This window comes from Vibrio sp. MMH1-50 (genome assembly GCF_022347645.1).
Lineage (GTDB): Bacteria > Pseudomonadota > Gammaproteobacteria > Enterobacterales > Vibrionaceae > Vibrio > Vibrio harveyi.
Map to the genome: position 1 here is coordinate 13423 of NZ_JAKRGG010000013.1, position 13159 is coordinate 26581.

At 44.4% G+C, this 13159-nt stretch carries 11 protein-coding genes; all 11 read left to right on the forward strand.

The window, feature by feature from the left end:
• Window positions 1-379: 379 nt before the first annotated feature.
• The 11 genes from MHO32_RS12030 (at window position 380) to tssE (ending at window position 13153) form a co-directional block, all read left to right on the forward strand.
• On the forward strand, window positions 380-898 hold the full coding sequence (locus MHO32_RS12030; protein WP_005449492.1) for an Hcp family type VI secretion system effector: 519 nt from the start codon (window positions 380-382) through the stop codon (window positions 896-898).
• A 72-nt stretch (window positions 899-970) separates the two neighbouring features.
• On the forward strand, window positions 971-3049 hold the full coding sequence (gene tssI / locus MHO32_RS12035) for a type VI secretion system Vgr family protein (RefSeq protein WP_239212181.1): 2079 nt from the start codon (window positions 971-973) through the stop codon (window positions 3047-3049).
• Window positions 3049-3534, forward strand: a complete 486-nt coding sequence (locus tag MHO32_RS12040; RefSeq protein ID WP_009696466.1) for a hypothetical protein — start codon at window positions 3049-3051, stop codon at window positions 3532-3534. The genes tssI and MHO32_RS12040 overlap by 1 nt, the downstream gene beginning before the upstream one ends.
• 99 nt (window positions 3535-3633) lie before the next feature.
• Window positions 3634-4953 carry a hypothetical protein gene (locus MHO32_RS12045; RefSeq protein WP_053052226.1) on the forward strand — a complete coding sequence of 440 codons (1320 nt, stop codon included), beginning with the start codon at window positions 3634-3636 and terminating at the stop codon, window positions 4951-4953.
• The gene (locus MHO32_RS12050) at window positions 4934-5926 is read left to right on the forward strand and encodes a DUF2169 family type VI secretion system accessory protein (protein WP_239212184.1); all 993 of its coding nucleotides are present in this window, start codon (window positions 4934-4936) and stop codon (window positions 5924-5926) included. The genes MHO32_RS12045 and MHO32_RS12050 overlap by 20 nt, the downstream gene beginning before the upstream one ends.
• Window positions 5919-6863, forward strand: a complete 945-nt coding sequence (locus tag MHO32_RS12055) for a hypothetical protein (protein ID WP_239212186.1) — start codon at window positions 5919-5921, stop codon at window positions 6861-6863. The genes MHO32_RS12050 and MHO32_RS12055 overlap by 8 nt, the downstream gene beginning before the upstream one ends.
• 223 nt (window positions 6864-7086) lie before the next feature.
• On the forward strand, window positions 7087-9087 hold the full coding sequence (locus MHO32_RS12060; protein WP_005449479.1) for a serine/threonine protein kinase: 2001 nt from the start codon (window positions 7087-7089) through the stop codon (window positions 9085-9087).
• Entirely contained in the window at window positions 9087-10664 is a 1578-nt protein-coding gene (gene tssA / locus MHO32_RS12065; RefSeq protein WP_050933481.1) for a type VI secretion system protein TssA, read from the forward strand. Before MHO32_RS12060 ends, tssA begins: the two co-directional genes overlap by 1 nt.
• Before the next feature lie 26 nt (window positions 10665-10690).
• The gene (tssB, locus tag MHO32_RS12070) at window positions 10691-11197 is read left to right on the forward strand and encodes a type VI secretion system contractile sheath small subunit (RefSeq protein ID WP_005449476.1); all 507 of its coding nucleotides are present in this window, start codon (window positions 10691-10693) and stop codon (window positions 11195-11197) included.
• An 8-nt stretch (window positions 11198-11205) separates the two neighbouring features.
• Window positions 11206-12681, forward strand: coding sequence for a type VI secretion system contractile sheath large subunit (gene tssC, locus MHO32_RS12075; protein ID WP_005449474.1), 1476 nt, complete (start codon window positions 11206-11208; stop codon window positions 12679-12681).
• 61 nt (window positions 12682-12742) lie between these two features.
• A complete protein-coding gene (gene tssE, locus MHO32_RS12080; RefSeq protein ID WP_005449472.1) occupies window positions 12743-13153 on the forward strand; it encodes a type VI secretion system baseplate subunit TssE in 411 nt (136 codons plus the stop codon).
• The last annotated feature ends 6 nt before the right edge of the window (window positions 13154-13159 follow it).

A 13159-nucleotide genomic window follows, 5' to 3' on the forward strand; every position in this document is an offset into this window, starting at 1 on the left:
TATTTTAACTAGCGTTTATTGGTGATTTTAATGAGAGTATTAGTGGTAATATTTATCGTGGCGAATCATACTTTGTTATTTTGAATTAATTATTAGTGAATATAACTAAAAGGCTAGGTTTATTAACTTTATTGTCTTGTTGTTATATGGTTATTTCCACTTTTTATATTCGAAACAATTTATTATTATTTGAATCCAATTTTTTGGTTTTTCAACCAATAAATTGTACTTAACAAATAGGTAAATAATGGCTAATTTCTTGTAAGTTATTGTATTTTATTGTTTATTTTAGTTGGCATGGAGTTTGAATATACCAAGTAGTCGCGGTGATAAGCGATTTGGTGATTAAACAAAACAGATTTTAGAAAAGGAAATAGCGATGCCAACTCCAGCATATATGTCTATCAACGGTGAAACTCAAGGTCACATTACAAAAGATACTTACTCTGCGGACTCTGTAGGTAACACATGGCAAGAAGCTCACGTTGATGAGTTCCTAGTGCAAGAGCTTGATCACGTGCTAACTGTTCCACGTGACCCACAAAGCGGTCAGCCAACTGGTCAGCGTGTACACCGCCCACTTGTTGTAACTAAAGTTCAAGACCGTTCTTCTCCACTACTATTCAACGCACTAGTATCTGGTGAAAAACTTCCTGAATGTGTGATTCGTTTCTACCGCACTTCAGTTCAAGGCAAGCAAGAGCACTACTACTCAATCAAACTGATTGATGCGCTACTTGTAGATATCCAAACTCGTATGAACCACTGTCAAGACGCAGCAACCGCTGACCGTGTGACAGAAGAAGTACTTAAGTTCACTTACCGTGCAATTGAAGTGACTCACGAAAACTGTGGTACAGCGGGTAACGACGACTGGCGTGCTCCACGCGAAGCTTAATTGCTCTTTGCGTAAAGATTCAGGGCCAACAATTGTTGGCCCTAATCCGATTATTTGTATCAGGTAAAAGATATGGTGAATGACGTAGAATTTAAATTTGAAGTGCCTGGATGTGGGCATGAATTTCGAGTAGAAAGTTTTCAAGTGAATGAAGAGCTTTCGAAACCTTTTCACATCAGTCTCTCATTACTTTCACTTGATCCAGATATCTCTTTTGATGCGTTAATACGAAAAGCGGGCACATTAACCCTTTATGGACAAGGTGTTGGTGCTGCACGTGTATTTAACGGTGTCGTGAATGAAGTTCGCTATTTGGGGACTGGGCGCCGTTTCTCTCGATACCAATTGGTTTTGGTGCCGCAAGCTTGGTTTTTATCTCAGCGTCAAGATTGTCGAATTTTCCAGCAGAAGTCTGCGCAAGATATTATTACTGAAGTGCTGGATGATGGGGCTGTCACCGATTATCGCTTCGAGCTTTCAGGCATATATCCTCCCAAAGAATACGTTCTTCAATATCGTGAATCGGACTTGCATTTCGTTCAGCGCATGATGGCTGAGCACGGTATGTGGTACTACTTCGACCATACTGATGCAAATCACACCATGGTAATAGTGGATAGTAATGATGCGATTGCACCTTTGGTGAGTTCGCCAATCAATGCTTCTTACATTGGACCGATTGTTTATCATGCTGATGGTGGTGGCGTTGCCGATCGTGAGCACATCTCCGATCTAGAGTTAGTTAACCGGGTGCGAACGGGTCAGGTTACGTACACGGATTATAACTATGAGCAACCAAAGATCCCGCAAGAGATGACGCATGCGGGCGATCTTGACCAAGACTTGAAGCAGTTTGATTACCCTGGTCGTTACGTGGATCCTGCGATGGGGCAGGTAAGAACGACGGAATGGATGTCTGAACATATTGTTGATAATCAACAGGTTGAAGCGAGCAGTGATGTGATGCGTTTAGCATCTGGTTACAGCTTTAATGTCAGTGAACATCCTCGCGCTGAAATCAACCGTGACTACCTCATGTTATCTGTCATGCACACAGGGCAAGATCCACAGGTGCATGAAGACGAAACGAGTGGTATGCCAACCACTTACTACAACCAGTTCTCTTGTATTCCACGCGATGTGGTATTTAGAGCGCCTAAATTGGCTGCACCTGTTGTTGATGGTCCACAAACCGCTGTTGTGGTTGGTCCTGCTGGTGAGGAGATCTACACCGATAAACTCGGACGAATTAAAGTTCAGTTCCATTGGGATCGCTATGGTGATAACGATGAGCACTCAAGCTGTTGGATTCGTGTAAGTCAATCGATGGCAGCGCCAACTTGGGGGGCTGTGTATTTGCCGCGTATTGGTCATGAAGTGGTCGTCACGTTCCTTGAGGGTGACCCAGATCGTCCGTTAGTGACTGGGGCTGTGTACAACGGTCTGCATTTCCCTCCTTATGCGCTACCTGAGAACAAAACGCGTACTACGTTTCGTACCCAAACACACAAGGGGACAGGCTACAACGAGCTGAGTTTTGAAGACGAAGCAAACCAAGAAGAAGTTTACATTCATGCTCAAAAAGATATGTCGACTAAAGTACTCAACAACCGTTACCGCGATATCGGTCAGGATGAGTTCTTAAAGGTAGCGCGTCATCAAACCAACGAAGTGCATGGCGACCACAAAGAAACCATTGATGGTCATAAGACTACGCAAGTAAACAGCACATTTACCGAGACTGTAGAGCAAGATGTAACCGTCACTTACAACGCCAACGAAACTCAGTATGTAAAGAATAACTCTGATTTAGAAATTGGCGATAACCGCACAACTAAGATCGGTAAAAACGACGATTTGGACGTGGGTGAAAACAGTAACCTGACGGTAGGGGCGTCTAAGAGTTCGGACATCGGTGCCGATGACAATCAAACCGTAGGCGGCAATTTAACGGTATCGGTCAAAGGTAACACATCATACAAAGCCGACGGTGCGACGCAAATCATCAGTGGTGACAAGATTGTGTTGAAAACAGGCGGCTCTTCATTAGTGATGAACAGTGATGGCTCAATCAAGCTGTCTGGCTCTTCAATCACCATTGAGGGCAGCGGTAAAGTCGTCGTGAAGGGTGGTAACGTAGCGATTAACTAATGATGGAAAAACAACCACTTACTACAGAAACCATCACGAAACAGCAAGCCGATACTCCGGCTTGCTTTTCGCGCTTTGGAACCATAGTCGCCATCAACGAATCCACAGGCAGTGTTCGAGTTGATTTTGATGGAAATCCATTTAACCAGCCACTTACCGCAAGGTTAGGGCGTGGCTTTCGTCGTTCTGAGTTACAAATGGCCATCGATAACCAGTTAAGTTGTCGAATTGAATTCCTGAACGAAGACTTAAGCTTGCCATTCGTGACGGACATATTCTTTTCCATTTTGGATGATTCTGACGAATTTGTATTAAGAGCCAAAAAGATGGTGATTGAGACAGAACAGGAGCTGATCGTTAAAAGCGGAGAGACAGAAACTCGCTATAGCGGGCGCGATGGTCGTATCACCACAAAAGCTAAGTACGTCACCTCTCAAGCAGAAAAAGCACAAAAAATTCAAGGTGGAACGATAGCAATTAACTGAGCACAACGAGCTGATTGTTAATAACTAACTAACCATTACTAACTAATTGCTACTAGTTGACTGCTATCGCGTTCTCGTACGCTAACAATGGATAAGTAGATGCGACAAAGAATCGGTGTCGAGCACCTAAAGGCACCTATAACCAATCAAGACGTTGAAGGTGCGTTGGCGAAAGCCGAACGTGCAGTGAGCGACCTTTCCCAACTGCCAGCAACATGGCTGACCTTTTGCAACGAAAAGCTTTCTATCGCCTCAGAGAGCCTCGGATTCTTAATTAGGCAAAGAGTCCAAATTCATAAACGTGGTTATCCAAGCCGTGAATTGGAGTATCTCAAGCTCATTGAGCGCCAAATTGCCGAGCTCAAGCAGGTGTACTTGTCGTTCTATCGATTAGCACCGGGGTTGATTCATCAATTAAGAAACCAAGAGCCAGAAATCTATACCTGGATCATGCTTCAAGGAGAGTTAGGCTCAGAGCTTGATAACCTTTTGTGTGGTCTGAGTTTACTCGAAGAGCTAGACAGGCATACCGCTATGGTGATTGTTACGCAATCGCCAGTAGAGCATATCGATAGTGTGATGTCTGAACTTATCGAAGGTAAAGTGAAAGCCAGCGCGTATTATTTTGAGTGCCTACGTGTCCGCCAAGCATTGAGTGTTGCATTGATTAAACGTTGGCACAAAGCGGAAATCATCCTTTCCAATATCGCTTTGCCATTACTGGCGTTGCAGGATGTGGAAGAGGGTATTGAATGGATCAACGACAATGCTAATGGCGAACAGTATCTGTTTGAACGTTTGATTACTAAACGCGACCGAGGCACTTGGTTCCGTCAGTATTTTGGTACTGAACGGAGTCAGTTGCCTTCTGATCAAATACTCACTTTTGCAAAATTATTGGAGCTTAGAGAGTTTGAAGTGTTTGATATTTCTTCTTCGTTAGCTCCTGTCGATTTTGCACTGAGTGGGGATCACAGGCTAGTACCTAGAATCATCGATCACTTGCAAAGTTTAGAAGAAGATGAAGGCGAAGTTTGGATTCAAGCATTGTATGTGGTCTACGGAAAACTTCTTCCCCTGACTCCGCAAGACATTGGCGTTGAGCATGAGTGGGGAGAGATTATCGATTTGCTTAACGAGTGGGTGGAAGATGAAAAGTATGTCCAAAACCTACCCAGTCGTATGGGTTATGCATTGAGCTTCGAATCTACTTTAGCGGCGATGCAAGATGCCAATGTTGATGTCATGTTCCGCGATTGGTTATGGCGTCAAATCTGTATTCAATCAAGAGCTTATGTGCCATGGGATATGGCTATGCCGATCCATCAGCAAGACTGGAACTTTAACAATTTAAAAGCCGCACCTTCGGCGATCGAACGATTCAACTTAAGGAATGGCAATGCAGTTATGGGATATTGAAGCGCACCCAGAGCTATCACTTAAAGGGCGTTTTCAACGTGATGAAAACGGCGATGAGGTGTGGGTTGTTGTCGCTAAACGTACTTGGCAATTCGATGGAGTGGTTTGGCACGAATTAGGTGAAAGTGAAATCTTCGATGATCCCCAATATTTGGGCGAAGAAGGCTTCTCTGCGATGAAAGTTGACCACGAGTTTGCGTATACCAAAGACAACACAGATGTACTTGTTTACGGCAAAGCGCGCAGCTACGCGAAAAAGCCAGTGACATACCAAGAGTGCCGAGTTCTGATTGATGGTCATATCGATAAGACTCTCGCTATCCACGGAGAGCGCGTGTGGGTTGAACACGGGGGGAGTATCACACTCAGTAAACCGACGCCCTTTATAGAAAGAGATATTGATTACACCTGCGCGATCGGTGGTGACTTACGTAACCGAATTGGCGGTGGTGTCGCTGATTCCAATAAAGCGTTACTTGAGCAGAAAGTGCCCTCGGTTTTCTACCCGAGAGAAGAGTGGAGTGCTACTTCAAAAAATCTGCGAGTGGCGGGCTTTGGACCTATTCCCCCATTTTTTGAGTCTCGCCAAAAACTGGCTGGCACGTTTGATGAAGATTGGATTGAAAATCGCAAACCAATGCTACCGCTGGACTTCGATAGGCGCTTTTTTCAAAGCGCGCCCACCGACCAACAATGCAAAGGTTTTCTTCATGGAGGCGAGCGTTTAATGATGAGCGGCTTTTGTCATGATGACACGCTTTCATTTCGCATTCCTAAAGAGAAGTATCGTGCAACCGCCACTTTTAAAGACGGCAGCTACCAGGTCGATATGGCGATGTATACCTTGTTCGTTGATACTGAAAAGCAAGCCGTATCAATCACTTATACAGCCGCGTTTCCCTGTCAAGGCAAAGAACATTTGTTGGTCTCTACGTCTATCACCCTATTAGAAGAGGTAAGCGAGCATGCCTAATTCAACCGGTCGTTACGTGTTAGGCATGGAAGTCATGACGCCTACAGGAATGAACCTGGACGTTGCTACTAGCGTGGCAAAGGCGGACTTAGCTAGGTTTGATCAAATGGTTGGTAAAGACGGTATTGAACGATTTACGTTTGCCACAATCGAATACACGAAAGAGAGCGAATTATTTGGAAAAACCTGTGAGCTAACGGCTCACTTACTGGATTCCCTTTTGGTTCAACTACCTCGCTCCTTGAAGCCGATTCCGTTACTTATTTCTGTGCCAACGACAATTTCATTAGTGAAGATACAAGAGTGGCTCGGTGAAAGTGACTATTCTGACTTTCTTTCTGTGGTTGAAGCCGTGCATGCAAGCGGTCCTAGCTTCGTGCTACAGGCAATGAAGTCTATGGATAAATACGACGCCATGATGTGCATTAGCGTGGACTCTACGGTGAGTTCGATACAAGAGCTTATTGACGATGCGATGGTAATGAGTACGAATAACCCATGGGGTGTTATTCCGAGTGAGGGGGGAGCGGGGTTAATTCTTTGCAGAAGAAATACTTTAGAAACGTTGAAACTTAAGCCTCAAGCACAGCTTGGTTATATCGACACAGAATTGAATACCGCAGACCGAAGAGGCATGTTTAGACTTGTGCAGCGAGTGAGTAAAAAACTTGATTCGTTTGGTGAAGTTTATTCAGACATGACAAACCTGCGCGCGCATACGGAAGATTATGGTTTTGCTCTAGGTGCTAAAGCAGAACGCTTCATTGATCCAGAACAACCTAATCTTATCAATGAGTTATGGGGAATGATGGGCAGTTGTTCGTCACTTGCGCTTATCGCGTTTACGGTTAAGAATCATCACTTTAACCAACCGGCATCGTTATTAATGTTTGATTTTAATGGCGACAAAGGGATGCTTCAATTATTGGCATGCTAGTGTGATTCTTAAAGTAATATCCTTGAAGTCTTTTCAAGAACCTTTACTCGATAAAAACAACATAATTGATGTAGTGAAAGCGTAAGTTAATGAGTCTAATAACTTAGTAATTATCACTAAAGTAATAGGTTTACCGTTCGTTTTAAATACCAGCCTTGAAACAAGGATGTTTCAGCAAATATTATTTCGGCCTAATAATATTTGTTCGATAAAAGAGTGCAAAGTGTCAGATAAGCAGGGAGCAGCCAAAGGTTATATTGATCAATTGGTTGTTAAAGCCATTGAGAAAAAGAAACAGAACGAGCAAAGATTGGCGCAAAAAAATAAGCCAAAGCTTGAGTATGTACTTTTTTCACAATTTGATGTGCTAGACACACTGTTATCGAAAAATGGTAGGACGACCGTCTATCATCTCGCCAAAAAGGGTCAACCAGAAAAACAAATCTGCTGTAAAGTCGTCAATGAAGACGCCCCAGATATTGCCAATAAAATGTTGGTCAATGAAGCAAGCAGATTAGAGCTCTCTCAGCACCCAAGCGTCGCTGATTTTATTAAGATCGGTAACGAATTCGAACGCCCATATTTAATGTACGAGTGGATTCAAGGTGAATCACTGGCAGAGAAGATGGAACGCCATTCCTCTAAAGGTTTTCGCCACGACCACATTGCTTGGTTAGTGTACCAACTTGCGGGTGCGCTGGAGTTTATGCACACCCGAGGTATTTGCCATCTTGATATTAAGCCGTCAAATGTTCTTGTTAGTGAGGGCGACTACGTTAAGTTGATCGACTTTGGTGCCGCGCGCTACATCGGTGAAAACGAGTCTCATGCTGAAGCGAGTTTGAGTTATGCGTCACCCCTGTATCTCGAGACAGGTACGACAGAACCACAAGACGATGTTTATTCGCTCGCGCTATTAACTGGCCATCTATTTATTGGTTCGATCTTTGGTGATGCTTGGCACAAACAGTTAAAAGATCGCAAACGTCCGGCATTAATTCCAAACCATATTTGGAAACTGCTTAAGCAGGTGATTAATAACCCAAGAGGGCACGGCTACACGGCAATTTCCTTTGCCCAGCAACTTGCACGTATTGACACTCAGTCTATTGATTCACAATCGAATGCACCTATTTTTAGCAGTTTACGCAATGCCGATTTATTACTGACACACTGTAAACCTCAAGATAAAGCGAGTTACGGTCGCTTTAAAGTGCTAGAAGCGAGTTTGGTATTGAGTGTGGTGGCAGTAACGGGTCACTACTTGTACCAGCAGAATCAGCCAGAGTGGAAAACGATCGTTAAGTCGCAGCCTATCTCGCAAACGGAAACACCACTGGTGAGCACCATCAAACCAGCGCAAACGGCTTCTTTTTTGGCTCAACCCCCTTGGGCGATTGAAACTGCACTTAACGATATGGAAAAAGACGTGATTTCGACTGCGCCTTATCGTGAAGCTTACCAAGTACAACAAATGAAATTGTCTAAGTTGTACAAAAAGAATCAGACTCAATTGACGTCTTATCAAGCTTTGGCGGATGAGTTACCAAAAACGCTGGTGGATTTACGCAAAGAGCTGGTCACGCTGCGAGAAAAACTCGTTGATGATGGAGCATTATTCCCATACGCAGACAAAACCTTGACCAAAGTGATGGCTGGTTTGAATGTTGCTTCGATAGATTCAATGAAGATCTCTGCTGTTGCAGGAAGTAAAGACGAACAGATTGCGAACTTAATCCTCGATGGCGAAGCAAAGCTTGCAGACGAAGAAATGAAAGCCGCTTGGTTATTAAATCAATCTGAAGCTTATTTCTATAGCCAAGTCTTGCCAAATAAAGTGATGGAAAATATCAATGCGTCTATCGATTCACACGCAAAAGATCACTTCTATACCAAAGCCATTGAAGAGGCTAAAGCCGCTAAAGCTTACTTTGGTAATACGCCAGAGCTCAACAAAAAGGTGACGGATCTCATTGTTGCTCGAAGCGAGTTCATTTTGTTTAGTACCGTCACTGAGCAATCCGTATTTGATAAGCAAAAGCTGCACGATTCACTATCCGACCTTGAGCGAAATGCCCCAAAGAAATTTGGCGAAATTACCGACCTGCTTGAGAGCATGGCTAGAGACTCCATTGATAAAAGTCATCAACTTTCTCGTCCTGCGCGTGGTGCAATCGCGGTTGAACGCGCTCTGAGAGACTACTTAGCAGAGGGGAGAAGTTAATGTCAGTCATTGAAATTGAACGCTTGCTCGCTCCCATCTCTGATTCCGCACCTGTAGGTGAGGATGCTCGCTACGAATTTTGCTATGAAATGATGGAATCCGAAGTAAAGAAATTCGGCTCATTGTTTGGTGAAACGGTAGATTGGAGCGTCGTAAAAACACATGCCACTGAAGTTCTAGAGCATCACAGCAAAGATTTAAAAGCAATTTGTTACCTCGTTCGCGCTCTAACAGAAGAGTTTGGACTGCAAGGCTTTGAACAAGGTCTGAAGCTGCTTAGTGAGGCGTTAAGTCGTTTTGGTGTTGAACTGTATCCGTCGCGAAAGCGAGGTAGAGATGGCGCAGTGGAGTGGCTGAACCATCAATTTAAGTTGGTGAGCAGCAAGTTGGCTGAAAGCCCTCAGTCTTGGGAATTAGTTTCAAGTTGTATTTCAACCATCGAAGATGTGCAGCGTCAGTACGACGACGTCTACCAAGACTCGGAAGCGGACTTCTTCGAGATTCGTACGCAGTTAAATGTGTTGTCTCAACAAGTTGCTGTCGACAATCAGAGCGACGATGCAACAGCAGCTATAGAACAAGCGACACCAGCAGCACAGCCTGCCAAAGCCGAAGTGGTAGAAACGCCAGCGCAGAGTGATGTGCAAACTACGGCATCTAACACGGTTTTGCAGACTTCTAAACCTGCACCAGTTAAGAAAGCCGTCACAAAAGAAGTCGATATCGATACGGACTTCTCGTCGCCAACCGCTTCGAAACGCACCTTGAAGAAAGTCGCGGAAGTGATGCTTCATGCCAACCCAAGTGATCCTCTGGCTTACCGAATTTATCGTCATCTAACGTGGGATGACATTGACGGTCTGCCTGATCATCAAAACAATCAAACGCCTTTGAGTTTGGCGGTATCGTCCGATCAACAAACGGAATACCGAGATAAAGCCAATCAAGAAAGCGATATCGACACCATCAAACGCTTGGAGCGCACATTAACTGATGCGCCGTTTTGGCTGACGGGTCACTACTTGGTGTCTTTGATGCTCAATAACTTGGGTTTTGATGACGCAGCAATTGCTGTGAAACAGGAAGTGAAGCGTTTTGTTGATTCGCTAGAGGGCATCGAGTACCTCACATTTAAGAATTCTTTGCCATTTGCAGATGAAGCTACCTTGAGCTGGTTATCGACTCAAGATGCAACTTCTTCGTCTTCTCAACCCGTTGTTCAAACGGTTGTGATTTCTGAAGAAGATTCGCTGCCGATGGAGGATATCACTCTAGAAAATCTAGGGGAATATGCCGCTGAACTTGCCCGCAAACTTGAGCTGGATAGCTCGGGACGTGGACAGTTCATGCTGTATTTACAATTGATAGCAGCTTACCAGTCTGTTGGATTATACCCGTTGTGTCTGCCTTATCTTGAGAAGGGTTGGGAAGTACAAAAAGCGTTTAATCTCGCGAGCTGGGAACCCCACTTATCGTCACAGTTAGAAGACCTGATTCGAAAAACACTCCATCAGTTATTCAGAAGTAAGGACCTTTTGCCTGAGAAGTATGAAGAGTGGAAAGCAATTTATGACTAATTAAAGAGTTAAATAAGGAACTAATTATGTCACGTGACGGCTCGGTGGCTCCTAAAGAGCGAATTAATATCCGTTATGTTCCAGCAACTGGTGATACGCAAGATGACGTAGAGCTGCCGCTGAGCATGATGGTTGTTGGTGATTTTACTGCACGTGCAGATGAGACACCAATCGAAGAACGTACTCCAATCAATATCGATAAAGACAACTTTAACGAAGTGCTAGAAGGCATGTCTCCAAACGTTAAAGTTAACGTTGAAAACCGTCTTTCTGATGAAGAAGGTGGTCAAATCGGCGTTGATTTGACGTTCCAAAACATGAAGGACTTCTCTCCTGAAGCGATCGCGAAAAGCGTACCAGAGCTAAACAGCCTGCTTGAGCTTCGCGAGGCCTTAGTTGCACTTAAAGGTCCTCTAGGTAACGTTCCAGCGTTCCGTAAGAAGATTGCATCGGTTCTTCAAGATGAAGAAGCGAGAAAGAAACTGTTGGATGAACTAAGCATTGGCGATGACCAAGAAGCGAAAGAAGAGTAAGGGATACCATGTCTGCAGAAGCACAAGCGCCAGAACAAGAAGCAGCCTTAGTTGAATCAGGCTCACTTCTGGATAGCATTCTTAACGAAACTCGTTTAAAGCCAAGTGATGAAGGTTTTGACGTTGCGAAACGCGGCGTAGAAGCATTCATCAGTGAGCTACTAAGCAGCTCGAACACAGAGAAAGTAGATCAATCTTTAGTTGATTTGATGATCTCTGAAATCGACCAAAAATTGTCTAAGCAGGTTGATGCGATTCTTCACAGCGAAGAAGTTCAAGCGATTGAATCAACGTGGCGTGGTCTTAAGTACCTTGTTGACCACACCGACTTCCGTGAGAACATTCAAATTGAACTGATCTCAGCGAAGAAAGATGAAGTTCTTGATGACTTCGAAGACGCACCAGAAGTGGTGAAGTCTGGTCTTTACAAACAAATCTACACGCGTGAATACGGTCAATTCGGTGGTAAACCTGTTGGTGCGGTAATCTGTGACTACGACATGTCAGCGTCGTCGCCAGACATCAAACTGATGGAATACATGGCGAACGTAGGTGCAATGTCTCATGCTCCATTTATCACGTCAGCATCGGCTAAATTCTTCGGTTTAGACAGCTACGAAGAATTACCAAACCTAAAAGATCTTAAATCTGTATTCGAAGGGCCACAGTACGCGAAATGGCGTGGTCTGCGTGAGCACGAAGATGCGCGTTATCTAGGTCTATGTACGTCTCGCTTTATGCTACGTACGCCTTACTCTGTAGAAGATAACCCAATTAAGGCGTTTGACTACGATGAGCAAGTGACAGATAGCCATGACAACTACCTATGGGGCAACTCAGCGTACGCAATGGCGTCTAAGATCAGTGAATCTTTTGCTAAGTACCGTTGGTGTCCTAACATCATTGGTCCTCAAAGTGGTGGTGCAGTTCAAGACCTACCGGTTTACAACTTTGAAGCAATGGGTCAAATCGAAACCAAGATCCCAACCGAGATCCTTGTTTCTGACCGTCGTGAGTATGAGCTAGCAGAAGAGGGCTTTATTGCGCTAACCATGCGTAAAGGTTCTGATAATGCAGCATTCTTCTCTGCAAACTCAGTTCAAAAACCAAAAGTGTTTGCGAATACGCCAGAAGGCAAACAAGCAGAGATGAACTACAAGCTGGGAACTCAGCTTCCTTACATGTTCATCATCAACCGTCTAGCACACTACATCAAAGTGCTACAACGCGAGCAAATCGGTTCTTGGAAAGAGCGTTCTGACCTAGAAATCGAACTGAACAAGTGGATTCGTCAATACGTTTCTGACCAGGAGAACCCGCCAGCGGAAGTTCGTGGTCGTCGTCCACTGCGCGCTGCTAAGGTTGAAGTATCAGACGTAGAAGGGGACCCAGGCTGGTATAAAGTATCAATGTCTGTGCGCCCTCACTTTAAGTACATGGGCGCAAGCTTCGACTTGTCTCTGGTTGGTAAACTAGACCAATAGCCCTTTGCTTAAACCAACAAGCAGCCAGTGAAGACTGGCTGCTTTTTTCGTAGGACCGAACATGGAAAAAGGTTATCGTCTTTTAGAGCGGATCGAGCTAGGTGAACCAAAGAATTGCTACGAGAAAGTGATGTCTCACAAGCATTTGATCGAGTCCATTCATTCTCATCTTGCTGATTTGCTGAACACGCATTCTGGTAACGCGATGATAGACAGTGATTATGGGCTGCCAGATTTTAACGACGTGCTTTCCAACAATACGAACCTCGTTCGTCATATTCAAAAGAACATCACATCAACCATAGAACGCTTTGAGCCGAGGCTTCTGAATGTCGAGGTTCATTACCGTGAAGATCACCATAACCCACTACAACTCGGTTTTGGTATTCACGGCGAAGTTTCCCATAACGGCGGTAAAGTCCCAATGTCGATCGATGTCTACATGGGAACCGACGGTCAATTTAACGTTTAGTAGGTG